Annotated in this window: 13 protein-coding genes; 10 read left to right on the top strand and 3 right to left on the bottom strand. The window is 73.5% G+C overall.

Translation table 11 applies throughout. The features are described 5' to 3' along the window. Positions 1-15: 15 nt before the first annotated feature. A complete protein-coding gene (locus HNR23_RS02235; RefSeq protein WP_246421908.1) occupies positions 16-744 on the bottom strand; it encodes an NUDIX hydrolase in 729 nt (242 codons plus the stop codon). 211 nt (positions 745-955) lie between these two features. Here HNR23_RS02235 and nadA point away from each other — a divergent pair, with 211 nt between their 5' ends. Both nadA and HNR23_RS02225 read left to right on the top strand, forming a co-directional pair. After that, complete coding sequence (gene nadA / locus HNR23_RS02230; RefSeq protein WP_184072991.1) at positions 956-1954, top strand: quinolinate synthase NadA; 999 nt, start codon at positions 956-958, stop codon at positions 1952-1954. Between the two features lie 248 nt (positions 1955-2202). After that, complete coding sequence (locus HNR23_RS02225) at positions 2203-4059, top strand: hypothetical protein (RefSeq protein ID WP_184072989.1); 1857 nt, start codon at positions 2203-2205, stop codon at positions 4057-4059. Between the two features lie 32 nt (positions 4060-4091). On the opposite strand, the gene HNR23_RS02220 is transcribed toward HNR23_RS02225, so the two are convergent. Both HNR23_RS02220 and HNR23_RS02215 read right to left on the bottom strand, forming a co-directional pair. Beyond that, positions 4092-5255, bottom strand: coding sequence for a steroid 3-ketoacyl-CoA thiolase (locus HNR23_RS02220; protein WP_184072987.1), 1164 nt, complete (start codon positions 5253-5255; stop codon positions 4092-4094). Positions 5256-5482: 227 nt separating this feature from the next. Further along, on the bottom strand, positions 5483-6067 hold the full coding sequence (locus tag HNR23_RS02215; RefSeq protein ID WP_221308001.1) for a TetR family transcriptional regulator: 585 nt from the start codon (positions 6065-6067) through the stop codon (positions 5483-5485). A 344-nt stretch (positions 6068-6411) separates the two neighbouring features. On the opposite strand from HNR23_RS02215, the gene HNR23_RS02210 reads away from it, so the two are divergent. From HNR23_RS02210 to HNR23_RS02175, 8 genes are all read left to right on the top strand, one after another. Beyond that, positions 6412-7632, top strand: coding sequence for an acyl-CoA dehydrogenase family protein (locus tag HNR23_RS02210; RefSeq protein ID WP_184072983.1), 1221 nt, complete (start codon positions 6412-6414; stop codon positions 7630-7632). A 22-nt stretch (positions 7633-7654) separates the two neighbouring features. Further along, positions 7655-8824, top strand: coding sequence for an acyl-CoA dehydrogenase family protein (locus HNR23_RS02205; protein WP_184072981.1), 1170 nt, complete (start codon positions 7655-7657; stop codon positions 8822-8824). A 25-nt stretch (positions 8825-8849) separates the two neighbouring features. Further along, positions 8850-10304 (top strand): OB-fold domain-containing protein, encoded by a 1455-nt coding sequence (locus tag HNR23_RS02200; protein WP_343070389.1) that lies wholly within the window; start codon positions 8850-8852, stop codon positions 10302-10304. Next, positions 10295-11479, top strand: coding sequence for a lipid-transfer protein (locus HNR23_RS02195; protein WP_184072979.1), 1185 nt, complete (start codon positions 10295-10297; stop codon positions 11477-11479). The genes HNR23_RS02200 and HNR23_RS02195 overlap by 10 nt, the downstream gene beginning before the upstream one ends. A gap of 186 nt (positions 11480-11665) precedes the next feature. Then, positions 11666-12712, top strand: coding sequence for an MBL fold metallo-hydrolase (locus HNR23_RS02190; RefSeq protein WP_184072977.1), 1047 nt, complete (start codon positions 11666-11668; stop codon positions 12710-12712). Between the two features lie 571 nt (positions 12713-13283). Next, a complete protein-coding gene (locus HNR23_RS02185; RefSeq protein WP_184072975.1) occupies positions 13284-14582 on the top strand; it encodes a glycosyltransferase family 4 protein in 1299 nt (432 codons plus the stop codon). A gap of 25 nt (positions 14583-14607) precedes the next feature. Beyond that, entirely contained in the window at positions 14608-15378 is a 771-nt protein-coding gene (locus HNR23_RS02180) for a class I SAM-dependent methyltransferase (RefSeq protein ID WP_184079742.1), read from the top strand. Beyond that, positions 15375-16457 (top strand): prenyltransferase/squalene oxidase repeat-containing protein, encoded by a 1083-nt coding sequence (locus HNR23_RS02175; protein ID WP_184072973.1) that lies wholly within the window; start codon positions 15375-15377, stop codon positions 16455-16457. Before HNR23_RS02180 ends, HNR23_RS02175 begins: the two co-directional genes overlap by 4 nt. Positions 16458-16459: the final 2 nt, after the last annotated feature.

Genomic DNA, 16459 nt, shown 5'->3' with positions numbered 1-16459 from the left:
GACACAGCGCCGCCGTCACCGGCACGCGGGCGGGCGCAGCACGGCGAAGGCGTCGGTGATCTCCAGGCGCCTGGCGCGGAAGCGGAACATCGCGGCCGGGCGCCCGCCGGAGCGACCGGAGGGCACCGACCGCCCCGTCTCCTCGATCTGCCCCCGGCGCAGCAGCACCCGGCGCAGGTTGGTGGCGGCGACGTCGTGCCCCAGCGCCGCCCGGTAGTAGCGGGAGAGCTCGGACATGGTGAACTCCGGCGGGGCCAGCGCGAACCCGATGTTGGTGTAGGAGAGCTTGGCGCGCAGGCGGCGGCGGCCGGAGTGCACGATCGCGGCGTGGTCGAAGCCCATCTCGGGGAGGTCGGAGGCCGGGTGCCAGGCGGTGTCCTCCGGAATGACCGGGTCGATGTCGGCCGGGACGAGGCCCAGGTAGGCGGTGGCCAGCGTGCGCCCCTGGGGGTGCCGGTCGGGGGCGCCGCGGGTCTCCAGCTGCTCCAGGTGTGTGAGTTCGCGCACATCCACCTTCTGGGCGAGCTGGCGCCGGATGGATTCGCCCAGGCCCTCGCCGTGGCCGAGCCCGCCGCCCGGAAGCACCCAGTGCCCCTCGTACGGCGGCAGGCCGCGGCGCCAGAGCAGCACGCTCAACCGGTCCTGCCGGATCTGGAAGACGACGGCGAGGACCTCGTGCGCGGCGACGCCCGGCCCCGGCGGGTCGCACGGCCGTGTCGGCGATCCCGGTCGCGCCGGGCTCATCGGCGGCTCGACGCCCCCGCCCGCTGCTCCGGTTCCGTCCCTCTCTTTGGCTTCCGCATCCGCCCCAGTCCCGCGCATGAATCACATGTTAGGCTTTGTCGAGTTTTAGCCTAGTAGGCACAAACTCGGTGTGGTCGGAACGACACGCCCGGAAACACGACGTCGGCCCGCCGCGGCCGCCGTCCCCCCGTCCGAACGGAAGTGCAAGGACATGGCAACGGTCACCGCCACCACGGGCAACTTGACCAGTGCGGAGTGGGCGCAGGAGGTCCGCCGCCTCGCGAAGGAGCGCGACGCGGTCATCCTCGCGCACAACTACCAGCGGCCGGAGATCCAGGACGTCGCCGACCACACGGGCGACTCGCTCGCCCTGTCCCGGCTCGCGGCGTCGGTGGACGCGAGCACGATCGTGTTCTGCGGTGTCCACTTCATGGCCGAGACCGCCAAGATCCTGGCCCCGGAGAAGACCGTCCTCATCCCCGACCCCGAAGCCGGGTGCTCTCTGGCCGACACGATCACCGCCGACGACGTGCGGGCGTGGCGTGCCGAGCACCCCGGTGCCGTCGTCGTCGCCTACGTCAACACGACCGCCGCGGTCAAGGCCGAGACCGACGTCTGCTGCACGTCGTCCAACGCCGCGGACGTCATCCGCTCCATTCCGGAGGACAGGGAGATCCTCTTCCTGCCGGACCAGTTCCTGGGCGCGCACGTGAAGCGGGTCACCGGGCGCGACAACATCCACGTGTGGATGGGCGAGTGCCACGTCCACGCCGGAATCGACGGCGGCACCCTGCGAGAGCGGGCCGCGGCCGAGCCCGACGCCGAGCTGTACGTGCACCCCGAGTGCGGCTGCGCGACCTCCGCCCTGTACCTGGCGGGCAGCGGCGCCGTCCCGGAGGAGCGGGTCAAGGTGCTGTCCACGGGCGGAATGCTCACCGCCGCGGAGCAGACCACGGCGGACAAGGTCCTCATCGCCACCGAGACCGGCATGCTGCACCAGCTGCGCGCGGCCAACCCCACGACGGTCTTCGAGCCGGTCAACCCGCGCGCCGAGTGCCACTACATGAAGATGATCACCGCCGACAAGCTGCTCGGAGCGCTGCGGGACGGCAGCGGTGAGATCACGGTGGACGAGGAGACCGCGGCCAGGGCGCGCCGCTCGGTGGAGCGGATGATCGCGATCGGCTCTCCCTCGCGCGGCGGCGAATAGCGGCGAGTAACCGCCGTCTCCCCCGGCGGGGTTACGGGGGTCCGGATCGCGGAGCGCACCGTCCGGCCCCCCGTCGGCGCACCCCCACCCTGAGTGACAGAATCCTTACCCTCCCGCCACAGCTCGCGCATGCGCCGGACAGCACCGCACCCGCGTCGTTAGCGTCGTCCGGACCACTCAGGCGCTATCTCCCTGTCTCTATTCCAGGGGTCCGCCGGGGGCCGTGTGTCGCACTTGAGGAGGGGGCAGTGACGACGCGAAGCGAAACCGGACGGCAGCGGGGGGAAGGGTCCGACGCGGACCTCGCCGCGCAGTTACGCGAGGGGCGCGGATTCGACCGCTGCTACGACACCTTCGCCCCGCGGCTCTACCGCTACTGCTGGTCACTGGTGGAGCCCGCGGACGGCGGGACGGACGGGGCAGGCGAGGCGGGCAGCGCCCACCCGAACCGCGGAGGAGCCGAGGAGCCCGCGGCGGCGGCCCTGCGCCGGACGTTCCTCTCCGCCGCCGAGCTGGTCGGCGACCTGGGCGACCGCACCCTCCTGCGCCCCTGGCTGTTCGCGCTGGCACGGGCCGCGAGCCAGCGGCACGGCTTCGCCACCCGCTCGCCCCTCGTCGGACTGGCCACGGTCGCGGCCGAGCGCCCGGCCGTCGAGGTGGCGCGGCGTCTGCCGCCCAGCCACCGCGAGCTGCTCGAACTGCACCTGCGGCATGCGCTCCCGGTCTCCGAGATCGCCAGAATCCTCAGTCTCGACACCGACATCGCGGGCGAACTCTGCCGTGCGTCGGTGCGCCGGGCCGCGGACGTCCTCTCCGAGTTCGCCAAGGAGCCCGGGTCCGTCGTCGACATGGTCATGTCCGCGGACGCCATGGCGACCGGCTCCACCGACACCCCGGCACCCGAGCTCAGCGACGCCTCGCGCGGCAGGTCCGCGCAGAGCGGCGGGGAGAGACCGGCCTGGACTCCGTCGGACGTGGCCCGCCTGCTGGCCGTCCTCGAACCGCCGGGACCACCCTCCGACCTGCGCGGAGAGATCCTGGCCGCATGCACCGGCCGGCAGGGGGCGGAGGCGCGCCGCAGGGCGGCGGCGGAGCTGCGGCCGCTGGCCACCGACGGTTTCCCTCAACACCGCGAGCGCCCCGTTCCAAGCGCCGACAGGGGCTCGACCGGGCCGTCCGCGGCCGCGGAGCCGTCGGGCGCCTCCGCGAAGCCGACCCAGGGAAAGGGCGCGGCGAGCGGCCGCAGATCCGCACGCCGCACGCCGCCGCAGCGGCGCCGGGCCGGCGAGAAGCGCCCCCGCCCGGCACGCAGGGGCGTCCCCGGCGCGGCCGCGGCCGCAGCGGGGACCCGCCGCGACAGTGCCCGCGGCACGGAACCGCGCCGTGAGCCCCGGGCGCTCCCGCGGGACCGCATCACCACCGACGACGTCGAGCGGATCCCGGCCACGGAGCCGATCGCCACCCCGACCCGGCCACCGGGCCGGGACGAGGACCGCTCCGCACGTGCCGGGAAGGGTGCCGCGGCGAAGGCCGAGGGCCGGGGGGCCCGGAAGCGCCGCTGGCCGGCGTCGGCCATCTCGGGCCTGGTCACGGTGGCGGCGTCCGTGGTGCTGTCGGCGACCGCCGTCTTCATGAACGGCAGCGACGGCGACACCATCACCGACCCCGGTCCGCCCGGCCTGCCGTCCCCTCCTCCGCTGAGCGGGGAGCTGAGCCCCGAGAACAACACGGGTGCGGGCGGCGCGGCCGGGGGCGCCGGCGGAAGCCCGGGCGGAGGCGGGGGCACCGCATCGGGGGTGGCGCCGGGCGGGTCCGGGGGCACAGCTCCGCAGGCCGACCCGGGGGCGGCACCCGGGTCCGACGAGGGGCCCGGTGAGGCGGGAGAGGCCGACGAGGCCACGCAGGGACGCCCCGGGGATGCCCGGAGGGGCGCGCAGGCTCCCGGTGCCGACCCCAGCCCGTCGCCCAGCCCCAGCCCCTCCCAGGACCGCAGCCCGCCGAGGAAGGGCGACGGCGACAAGGACGACGGCTCCGACGGCGACTCGGGGGGCCAGAGCAGCGGAATGGCGAAGTTCCTCGACGACCTGAAGAACTTCCTCGGCTGAGGCGCGTTGCCGGCCGTGTCGGAGCTGCGGGGTCAGGGGGTCCGTTCCAGGACGGTGGCGGTCGCCAGCGCACCGCCGGCGCACATGGCCACCAGGGCGGTCGCGGCGTCGCGGCGTTCGAGTTCGTGTAACGCCGTGGTGATGAGCCGCGCCCCGGTGGCGCCCACCGGGTGGCCCAGGGCGATCGCTCCGCCGTTGACGTTGACCCGGTCCAGGTCCGGGTCGTGCCGGTCGGCCCAGGACAGGACGACGGCCGCAAAGGCCTCGTTGACCTCGACGAGGTCGATGTCGCCCAGTGTCATACCGGCGTCGGCCAGGACCCTGCCGGTCGCCCGGACCGCGCCGTCGAGGTGGTAGCGGGGTTCCGCGCCGGTGAGGACCTGCGCGCGGATCCGGGCGCGCGGGCGCAACCCCCGGGCCCGCGCCCGCTCCTCGCCGGTCAGCAGCACCGCTGCGGCTCCGTCGCTGATCTGGGCGCAACTGCCCGCTGTGTGCAGCGCGCCGCCGGTGACGGGCCGCAGCGCGGCCAGCCCCTCGGGGGTGGTCGCACGCAGGCCCTCGTCCCGGGCGACGATGCCGCCGCGGCCTCCACCACCGGTCGCCCGGTCCCCGGTCCGCGCCACGGGCACGGGGACGATTTCGCGGTCGAACCGCCCTTCGGTCCACGCCGCGGCGGCGCGGGCCTGGGAGCGGACACCCCAGGCGTCGAGATCGCGGCGGGTCAGGCCGCGGCGGCGGGCGATGCGCTCGGCGGCGGTGAACTGGTCGGGCAGGTCGAGGTCCCAGTCGCGGGGACGGGGGTCGTCGGGGTGGACGCCGCGCCCCAGGGGGACGCGGCTCATCGCTTCGACACCGCAGGCGACGGCGGTCTCGACGACTCCGGAGCGGATCATCGCGGCCGCGATGTGCAGGGCCTGCTGGCCGGAGCCGCACTGCGCGTCGAGGGTGGTGACCCCCGTCTGCCACGGCAGCCCCGCGTACAGCCAGGCGTATCGGCCGATGTGGTTGCCCTGCTCACCGCCCTGGGTCACGCACCCGGCGAAGACCTGGCCGACCTCGTGCGGGTCGATTCCGGCGCGTTCCACCACGGCGCGCTGGACGTGCCCCAGGAGGGCCATCGGCTTCACCCCGGAAAGGGCGCCGCGACGCCGACCGATGGGGGTCCGGACCGCTTCGACGATGACCGGGGTCGCCACGCCGCCTCCCGCCGCAGTGTGCCGCCGGCCATGATGCCGACCGCTGGTACCAGCCGCGCGCCCGGGGAGCAGAATATAACCGGTTCTGATTTTTGGGGAGGGGGTGAGAACCCGGCATAGAGGCGTGAAACCGCTCAGGTTAATTTCAGGTTTCGCCCACCCCCGCGGCGGCTTCCGGGTGATCCTTAAACCACGGACGAAACGGGCGCGCAGTCCCGGCCCGCGATCTAGAATCCTGCGAGCAGTGGTTCCGCGGTGACCTTCAGGCGCTGCTGCACCTGCTCCATGTCGCGGTGCCCCTTGAGGATCTCCAGCAGCTCGAAGATCCAGATGCTCGCCAGCGAACCGACGAGGACGTAGTCGTCGGCGTCGCGGTCGGGTACGACGCCCTCCTCACCCTCGGCGACCGGGGCCCCCGTGGCCACCCGCCAGAGCAGGTCGGTGATGCGCGTTCCCAGCTCCGTCTTGACCTCGGCCATGATCAGCGACCGCACCAGCGCATCGGCGAGTTCCGGCTCACGCATCAGGCCGCGGGTGGCCCGTATCAGCACGTCGACGGCGCGCCCCGCGGCCGTCTCGGCGTTCGGCGGCCGACGGCTGATGCTGGTCTCCAGCAGGTCCAGCTCCTCGGTGACGACCGCGACGACCAGGTCCATCTTCGAGGGGAAGTAGCGGTACAGCGTGCCCAGTGCGACGCCCGCGCGTTCGGCCACCGTGCGCATCTGCATGGCTTCGACGCCGCCGCGCAGCGCCAGGGCTGCCGCCGTCTGCACGATCCGCTTGCGGCGCTGGTTCTGATTCCGCATCCGCATCCCAATCGGCGCCTGGACCGCCACGGCGTCTCTCCCATCATCGTCGTCGCGGGCACGTCCGCCCCGCAGGACCGCGACACGGCCGAACGGGCCGTGCCGGCCTCTCCCCCGCCACCCGGGCGCCATCCGTCTGCGCCCGGCGGAACCTCTATGAGAACACGTTATCCAAGGATCACCCAGAACTTCATCATTAGACAACTGTGGATAAGGCCTCATCGGGCGACGTCCGCGCCCCCAAAGAGACCGGAAACACATCCCCTGAGGGACTCTGGCGCCGCCCAATAGAATCTGTTCTACTGAGCGTGCAGGGTTGGGCTTCGACGGCGATCCATGCGGAGTGCACCGTGGACTACTCCCTCGACCACGACCAGCAGGACCTGCGTGCTCTGGCGGCCGACGTCCTCGACCGCGTAGCCGCGCCGGCGGCCCGAGCAGCGGACACACCCGCCCCGGCCGCGTTCGACACCGCGGCATGGCAGGGCATGGCCCAGGCGGGTCTGCTGGGCACGGCCGTCGGGGAGGATGCCGGAGGCACCGGCCCGGGCCCCATCGAGGTCGCGGTGGTGCTGCGCGAAGTCGGCGCCCGCGCGACACCGGTCCCCGCTCTGGCCTCGCTCGCGCTCGGCTCCCTGCCGGTCGCGCTGTGCGGAACCCCGCCGCAGCGGGCCGCGCTCGCCCCCGCCGCGGCCGGAGAGCAGCTGCTGACCGCGGCCTTCTGCGAACCCGGGCGGGCCGACGGCGGCACCACCGATCCGGCGACGACCGCCCACCGCGACGGCGACGGCGATGGCTACGTCCTGCACGGAGTCAAGACCGCCGTCCCCTACGGCGCCGCGGCGCACACCGTCCTGGTCCCGGCGCGACTGGACGGCGGCGGGACCGGTGTCTTCCTCGTCCCCGGCGACGCCGAGGGCCTGAGCCACCACCCCCACCCCACGGGGACACCCGACCCCGCCACCCGGATCGGCCTCGACGGCACCCGGGTCCCGGCCGCCGCGCTGCTGGGTGCCGACACCACCGGCGCCGCCGCCCGCGTCCTGCACCGCTGTGCCCTGGCCGGACTCGCCGCGACCGTCTCCGGCGCGCTGGCCGGTGCGCTGGACCTGACCACCCGGCACGTCGGGACCCGGCGCCAGTTCGGCCGCGCCCTTGCCGAACTGCAGGCCGTCACGATGAAGGTCGGCGACATCTACGTGGCCGCCCGCGCCCTGGACGCCGCGATGTGGGCCGGGGTCTGGCGGCTGGCCACGAGCGGACCGCCCGCCGGCGACCCGGCCGCACACGCGCACGAGGACACCGACCACGTCCTGGCCGCCGCCGCGCTCCTCATCACCGACCAGGTGCTGGACGCCTTCTACACCGCGCAGCACCTGCACGGTGGGCTCGGCGTGGACGCCGCCTACCCCCTGCACCGTCTCTTCTCCATCGGCAGGTGGGCCTCATCGGTCCTCGGCGGCCCGGAGGCACGACTCGACGCGCTGGGCCGCCTCGCCGCACGGGACACCCCCGTGCACGTCCCCCCTGTTCCCGATCCGCCCGCCCTCCGCCACCCCGACCACGCCTAGGGACCTGGGAGCGAGCCCACCCATGTTCATCGATCTCACCGAGGAGCAGCGCGCACTCCGCGACGGGCTACGCGGCTACCTCGCCACGGTCATGACCCCCGACGAGCGTGCCGCCCCCACCGACCCGGACGTCTACACGAGGGTCATCCGCCGCATGGGCCGCGACGGCATGCTCGGGTGGGGCTGGCCCGCCGAGTACGGCGGACGCGGATTCGGCGCACTGGAGCGGCAGATATTCGTCAACGAGGTGACCCGGGCCGACGTGCCCTACCCCCTGGTCACCCTGCAGACGGTCGCCCCCGCGCTGCTGCACCACGGCACCACCGGGCAGAAGGACCGCTTCCTGCCCGGGATCCTCGCCGGGGAGCTCCACTTCGCCATCGGCTACACCGAGCCGGAGGCCGGGACCGACCTGGCGTCGCTGCGCACCACCGCGGTGCGCACCGGCTCCGGCGACTTCGTCGTCAACGGGCAGAAGTCCTACACCTCAGGCGCCCACCTCGCCGACCACGTCTGGCTGGCGGTGCGAACCGACCCGGGCGCCCCGAAGCACAGGGGCATCTCCATCCTCATCACCGACACCGCCGACCCCGGATTCTCCTGGACGCCGATCGTGACGGCCGACGGTCACCACCACACCAACGCCACCTACTACACCGACGTGCACGTCCCCGCCGACCGCCTCGTCGGCGAGCTGCACCGGGGCTGGCGCCTCATCACCGACCAGCTCAACCACGAGCGGCTCACCCTCGGCCCCTCCGGCAACATCGCCCGCCTCTACGACCGGTTCCTGGACTGGGCGCGGTCCGCCGACCGGGTCGGCGGCGGGCCGGCGCCGATCCAGGAGCCGGCCGTCCGGCGCGCCCTCGGCCGCGTCTACGCCTACCTGCGTGTGAACGAACTGCTGAACTGGCAGGTCGCCGCGACCGTCGACACCGGCTGGCTGGGCGCAGCCGACGCTTCGGCCAACAAGGTCTACGGCTCGGAGCGGCTGCAGGAGGTGCCGCGGATCATCGCCGACACCGCGTCACGCTACGGCGACCCCGCCGACCCCCGAACGCGCGACCTGCTGGCCCGCCTCGACTCCGGCGCGAAGGGCGCCCTGGTCATGACGTTCGGCGGGGGCGTCAACGAGGTGCAGCGCGAGCTAATCGCCACCCTCGGCCTGGGCCTGCCCCGCGCGCCGCGCTAGGCGCGACACCGGAAAGGACGACCCCGTGACAGCTGACCGCCCCGCGCCCTCCGTGGACGACGTGGTCCACACCCGGCTGATGGATCTGGCCGCCACCGCGCGCGAACGCGGCGAGGTGGACGGCGGCACGGCGCCGGACCCGGTGAACACCCCCATGGTCCGCCACTGGGTGCGGGCGATGGGCGACACCAACCCCGTCTACCTCGACGAGCAGGCCGCCCGCCGGGCCGGGCACGACGGCCTCGTGGCGCCGCCGGCCATGCTGCAGGTGTGGACGATGGCCGGGTATCCGGGCCCCGGGGACGACGGTGCCGCCGAGCGGCCCGGGAGCGCCGTGGACGACCTGCTCGCCTGCTTCGCCGACGGCGGCTACTCGGGCGTGGTCGCCACCGACTGCGAGCAGGACTTCGACCGCTACCTGCACCCCGGCGAGCTCCTGCGAACCACGACGAGGTTCGGCGACCTCGCCGGACCCAAGCGCACCGCCCTGGGCACCGGCTACTTCCTCACCTGGCACACGTCCTGGTACAGCGGGGGCGAGCGCGTCGGCACCATGCTGTTCCGCGTTCTCAAGTTCCTGCCGTCCGCCCGGGAGGCGCGTGCGGAGCGCCCCGCCGACGCTCCCGCCCCGGCGCGACCCGCCACCGCGGAGCCCTACCCGCTGCGCCCGGCGCGCAGCTGCGACACCCACTTCTTCTGGGATGGCGCCCTCGCCGGTGAACTGCGCATCCAGCGGTGCGCCGACTGCGGCCGACTCCGCCACCCGCCGGGTCCGATGTGCCCGTCGTGCCACTCCACCTCGCGCGACCACGTCGTGGCCGCAGGCACCGGCACGGTGTTCAGCCACGTCGTCCACCATCACCCGGCCGTTCCGGGCCGGACCTCGCCCTACGTGGTGGCGGTCGTGGAGCTACCGGAAGGGGTGCGGATGGTCGGCAACATCCTGGGGGTCGCACCCGAGGCCGTCCACTCGGGGATGCGGGTCAGGGTCGACTTCGAACGCGTCGACGAGGACCTGGTGCTGCCCCAGTGGCGGTCTGCGGAGAAGCCCGCCACCCGGGACCGGCCGCCGACCGCGGGGGCTCCCGCCCTGGACCTGGCGATGACCCGTACCTCGATCATCGCCCAGGCGCTGGCGACCCGCGACTTCCAGGACATCCACCATGACCCGGACCGGGCACGCGCCCAGGGGTCGCCGGACGTGTTCATGAACATCCTCACCACCCAGGGCCTGGTGGAGCGCTGCGTCACCGACTGGGCCGGGCCGGCGGCACGGGTCCGCTCCATCGCCGTCCGGCTCGGCGTGCCCAACCATGCCGGGGACACCTTCTCGCTCCGCGGGACCGTGGCCGAGCGCGACGGGCCGCGGACCACCGTGGCCGTGCGCGGGACCAACGGCATCGGGACGCACGTGACCGGCACCGTGGTCGTGGAGGTACCCGGGCCGCGCTGCGGCGGAGAGGAGAGCCGATGGCGCTGAAGGGCAGGGCCGCCGTCGCCGGTATCGGCGCCACGGAGTTCTCCAAGGAGTCCGGGCGCAGCGAGCTGCGGCTGGCCGCCGAGGCCGTGGTCGCCGCGCTGCACGACGCCGGACTGCATCCCGCCGACGTCGACGGCATGGTCACCTTCACCCAGGACGCCAACTCCGAGATCGCGGTGGCGCGCGAGATCGGTGCCGGAGCCCTGCGCTTCTTCAGCCGGGTGGACTACGGCGGCGGAGCGGCGTGCGGCACCGTCGCGCAGGCCGCCATGGCGGTGGCCACCGGGCAGGCCGAGGTCGTGGTGGCCTACAGGGCGTTCAACGAGCGCAGCGGGCGCCGCTTCGGCCAGGCGGCACCGGGGGCGCTGCGCGCACCGACGTCACAGGGGCTGGAGATGAGCTGGCACGTACCGTTCGGCCTGCTCACCCCGGCCGGGTGGGTCGCGATGTGCGCCCGCCGCTACATGGACGCCTACGGCGCGACGAGCGAGGACTTCGGGCGGGTGGCGGTGGCGGCCCGGCGGCACGCGGCCACCAATCCCCGGGCCTGGTTCCACGGGCGGCCGATCACCCTGGCGGACCACCAGGCGTCGCGCTGGGTGGTGGAGCCGCTGCGGCTGTTCGACTGCTGCCAGGAGAGCGACGGCGGAGTCGCCGTGGTCGTGACGGGCACCGAGCGCGCCCGCGACCTGCGCCGACCGCCCGCGGTGGTCACCGCGGCGGCCCAGGGTTCGGCGCCGGGCCAGATGATGATGACCTCGTACTACTCGACGGACCCCGGCGACGACATGGCGGGGCTTCCGGCGATGGGCATCGTGGCCGACGGGCTCTGGCGCGGCTCGGGACTCGGGCCCGGCGATATCCAGACCGCGGTGCTCTACGACCACTTCACCCCGTTCGTCCTGGTGCAGCTGGAGGAACTGGGGTTCTGCGGCCGCGGCCAGGCGCCCGGCCTCGCCGCCGACGGGGAGCTGGAGCTCGGCGGCCGACTGCCGGTCAACACCCACGGCGGGCAGCTCGGCGAGGCCTACATCCACGGGATGAACGGGATCGCCGAGGCCGTCCGCCAGGTCCGCGGGACCGCGGCCAACCAGGTCGAGGGGGTCGCCAACGTCCTGGTCACAGCGGGAACGGGGGTGCCCACGAGCGGCCTGATCCTGAGCCGCGACCGCTGACCTCCCGCGCCCCTCCGCCGACCTCGGAGACACAGCCTCACCCGGCACCTCCGCGACCGGGTCGAGGGCCTCCGTCGCCGGGTGGGGGCAGGTACGTACTCTAGAATCCGATTCGGTTTCAATTCGAACCACGGAGCACGGACCTAAGGACGCCCGCGCCCGGCGGGCGAGGAGAGGGGCCAGAGCATGCGGGAGACACCACCGGTGGAGGACCTCGGCTCGGGAATCTGGAGCATTCCGGTGCCGATCCCCGACAACCCCCTGGGCTACACGCTGATCTACGCGCTGGAGAGCCCGAGCGGACCCGTCCTGGTCGACGCGGGCTGGGAGCACGAGGAGTCGTGGCGGGCCCTGTGCAGCGGCCTGGAGCACATGGGGTCGAGTATCGCGGACGTCCGCGGGGTCGTCATCACCCACTTCCACCCCGACCATTCGGGCCTGGCCGGACGGGTACGCGCCGCTTCGGGGGCGTGGATCGCGATGCACCAGGCCGACATCGACCTCCTGGGGCGCATCGACGACCTGCGCGGCGGCGGCCAGCGCGAACTGGAGGTGAGCCAGCTGCGCCTGGCCGGGGCCTCCGCGGAGGAGGTCGACCTGTGGGCACAGCTGGACCCGCGTATGGAGCCACCCCAGCCGCCCGACCGCCCGCTGGCCGACGGCGAGCTCGTCGACCTGCCCGGCCGCAGACTGCGCGTGGTGTGGACCCCCGGCCACTCCCCCGGCCACATCTGCCTGTACCTGGAGGACGACGGCCGACTGTTCACCGGCGACCACCTGCTGCCCGGCATCACCCCGCACATCGGCCTCTTCCCCTTCGACGACGAGCACGACCCGCTCAGCACCTTCCTGGAGTCGCTCGGCGGGCTCAGCGACATCGGCGCCACGCAGGCGCTGCCCGCGCACGAGCACCGGTTCACCGCGATCGGCCCGCGTGCGGCCGAGATCATCGCGCACCACGAGGAGAAGCTCGACCTCCTCGCCGAGGCACTGGGCAGCACGCCTTCCACCCTGTGGGAGCTGGCCGCGGCACTGCCGTGGCGGCGGCCGTGGAGCGACATGCACGCCCTGGCCCGCCGCATGGCCGCCTCCGAGACAGCGGCCCACCTGCGTACCTTGGAGCGCAGACGGCGGGCCATCCGTACCACCGGGAGCGAGGGCGTTCTGCACTGGACCGCACCGAGCACCGCGCCGCGGTCCACGGCCGAGGCCACCCCGGCCGCCAACCGCTGAGCGAACCACAGGTGGCGGGTACCGGGTCGCGACCACCCGGCGGCAGGCGCCCGCCACCGGCTCTGCGCGTGTCACGCACTTCTCGGCCCCCACGGCTACCGCCCGATGCCATCCGGGTACGAGGGGCGAGGGTAACCGGAGGTTTGTCCCGTCATAAGATCCTCGTACGGAATATCCGCTAGTGACGGCCAGGTATTAAACTGGCCGGTAACATCGCGAGTGTCCCAGCACCGGCCCTGACGACCCGCCCGGGACGGGCGGCAGGGGCCCGTCGGCCTCTGGGAAACGGGCCGTCCACGGGTCGCCCCGAGCGAAACCGACCGCTACGGGCGCGCCCCGCGCACCGGGCCCACGAGCGACGAACGAGGTGAACTGTTGACCGTGCCGGCCGGAACCGCGTCGCGACACCCGCTCCGCGCCCACACCGGGCCCTGCCGGCCGACGCCCGCCCAGCCGGAACCCGTCGACCCCGAGTTCTCACGCACCGACTTCTCGCGCCCCAAGACGCCACGCCCCGCGCCTGCACACTCAGCGCCGCCTCACACCAGGCCCCTGCCGATGGGTTGGATCCATGTCGCATCCTGAACGTCGTTATCCGCAACGTCCGCTGCGCGTCGCCCTGCTCTCCTACCGCAGCAAACCGCACTGCGGTGGCCAGGGCGTCTACATCCGCCATCTCTCCCGCGAACTCGCGGCACTCGGCCACCGGGTCACCGTGTTCTCCGGTCAGCCCTACCCCGAGCTCGACGACGGCGTGATCCTGGAGAAGCTCCCCAGCCTCGACCTCTACAACGACGCCGACCCGTTCAAGGCACCCCCGGTCTCCCAGTGGCGCGACTGGATCGACGTCCTGGAAGTCGGCACGATGTGGACCGCAGGCTTCCCCGAGCCGCTGACGTTCTCCCTGCGCGCCCAGCGCGAACTGCGCCGCCGGCGCTCCGAGTTCGACGTCATCCACGACAACCAGACCCTCGGCTACGGGCTGCTCGGCCTCCAGGCCGGCGGCTTCCCCATGGTCACCACCATCCACCACCCCATCACCGTGGACCGGCGCATCGAGGTCGAGCAGGCCACCGGATGGCAGCGCCTGTCCAAACGCCGCTGGTACAGCTTCGTCGGCATGCAGGGCCGCGTCGCCCGCCGCTTGGCGCCCATCCTCGTCCCCTCCCGGTCGTCCGCCGACGACATCGTGCGCGAGTTCGGCGTCCGCCGACCCGCCATCGGCGTCGTCCCCCTCGGCGTCGACACCCGCTACTTCCACCCGCGCCCCGACGTCGAACGCGTCCCCGGCCGCCTCGTCTGCGTCGCCAGCGCCGACAGCCCCCTCAAGGGCGTCGCCACGCTCCTGCGCGCCGCCGCCAAGCTCGCCACCGAACGCGACATCTCGGTGACCATCGTCAGCAGGCCCAAGCCCGGCGGCCCCACCGACCGGCTCGTCGACGAGCTCAGCCTGCGCGACCGCGTCTCCTTCGTCAGCGGCATCGACGACACCGAACTCGCCCGCCTCATCGCCGGCGCCCAGGTCGCCGTCGTCCCCTCCCTGTACGAGGGCTTCTCACTGCCCGCCGTCGAAGCGATGGCCTGCGGGACCCCGCTGGTGGCCAGCCGCGCCGGAGCGATCCCCGAGGTCGTCGGCGACGACGGCGACGCCGGGCGGCTCACGGCCCCCGGCGACCCCGAGGAACTGGCCTCCGCCATCGGCGCGCTCCTCGACGACGCCGCCGAGCGCACACGCATGGGAGCCGCCGCCTGGCAGCGCGTCCAGGAACGGTTCACCTGGCGGGCGGTGGCCAAGGCCACCGCCCTCCGCTACGCCCAGACGATCGAGGAGGCCCAGGCGCGCCCGAGCGGCCTGACCTCACGCCTGTGACCGGCACGACCCGAAGGAGCCAGCCCTGATCACCGTCGACTTCACCCTGTTCCCCGTCGGACCGGGGAACCGCGTCCTGGACCTCGGCTGCGGTGGCGGCCGGCACGCGTTCGAGATCTACCGGCGCGGCGCGGACGTCGTCGCCTTCGACCAGAACGAGAACGATCTCGCCGACGTCGCCACCATGTTCGCCGCCATGCGAGCCGAGGGAGAGGCCCCCGCGGATGCGGAGGCCGAGACGGTCAAGGGCGACGCGCTCGACATGCCGTTCGACGACGGCACCTTCGACCGGATCATCGCCGCCGAGATCTTCGAGCACATCCCGCACGACACTCTCGGCATGAAGGAGCTCTACCGGGTGCTCAAGCCCGGTGGCATCGCCGCCGTCACCGTCCCCAGCTGGTTCCCCGAGCGTGTCTGCTGGGCGCTGTCGGAGGAGTACCACACCAACGAGGGCGGGCACATCCGCATCTACACCCGCGCCGAACTTGAGGCCAAGCTCAAGGCCACCGGGTTCCGGATCGGGCCGCACCACCACGCGCACGCGCTGCACTCGCCCTACTGGTGGATCAAGTGCGCGGTGGGCACCGACGACGACGACCACCCGCTGGCCAAGGCCTACCACAAGCTCCTGGTCTGGGACATGCTGGAGGCGCCCGCGGTCACCCGCGTCACCGAGCGCCTGCTCAACCCCGTGATCGGCAAGAGCGTCGTCGTGTACCTGCGCAAGCCGCTCGACAGCGAGCACGCGAGCGCCGTCGACACCCCCGGCGCCCCGGCCCGGGACCGCGTATGAGTTCCCCGTCCGGGCTGCCCGCTCTGCCCGGTGTGCTCGACGCCGCCGACATCGCCCGCTCCGCCGGATACCTACTGGCCACCCAGACCCCCGAGGGCGCCATCCCCTGGTTCCCCGGCGGGCACCTGGACGTGTGGGACCACGTCGAGTGCGCCATGGCGCTCTCGACCACCGGGCACATCGACGCCGCCCGCCGCGCCTACACCTGGCTGGCCGGGGTCCAGGACGCCGACGGCTCCTGGCCGGCCAAGCTGCGCCAGGGCGAGGTCGTCAACCCGATCCGCGAGGCCAACCACGCCGCCTACCCGGCCGTGGGCGTCTGGCACCACCTGCTCATCACCGGCGACGACGCCTTCGCCGAGGAGATGTGGCCCGTGGTCCGCGGCGGCATCGAGTTCGTGCTGGGGCTGCGCACCGAGCGCGGCGAGATCCAGTGGGCACGCGACCCCGGTGGCAGCCCCGGCGACCACGCGCTGCTCACCGCGTGTGCCAGCATCCACCAGGCGCTGCGCTGCGCGGCCGCGCTGGGCGACCGGATCGGCCGACCCCAACCCGACTGGGAGCTGGCCGCCGCCCACCTCGGCCACCTCGTCGCCGAGCACGAGTCGGTGTTCGCCGATCGCAGCCGCTACTCGATGGACTGGTACTACCCCATCCTCGGCGGGGCCGTGCGCGGCGCCGCCGCCAAGGAGCGCATCAACGAGCGCTGGGACACCTTCGTGGTCCCCGGGCTGGGCATCCGCTGCGTGAGCGACCAGCCCTGGGTCACCGGTGCGGAGACCTCCGAGCTGGTGCTCGCGCTGGCGGCCATGGGCGAGACCGAGCTGGGGACGCGGCTCCTCGGCGACATCCAGCACCTGCGCGACCCGGATGACGGAGCCTACTGGACCGGCTACCAGTTCGCCGAGGACGTCAACTGGCCGGTCGAGCGGAGCACGTGGACGGCGGCCGCGGTGATCCTCGCGGCGGACGCGCTGTGCGGGGCCACCCCGGGAGCGCGTGTGTTCACCGACCTCGGGAACGAGGTACACGGCCCCGTCCTCCCCGAGACCTGCGGCTGCGCGGCGCTGGTGCGCTGAAC

It is taken from the genome of Nocardiopsis mwathae (genome assembly GCF_014201195.1).
GTDB classification, from domain to species: Bacteria; Actinomycetota; Actinomycetes; order Streptosporangiales; family Streptosporangiaceae; genus Nocardiopsis_C; species Nocardiopsis_C mwathae.
The sequence above is the reverse complement of the archived record's forward strand: the minus strand, read 5'-3'. Positions and strand labels throughout refer to the sequence as shown.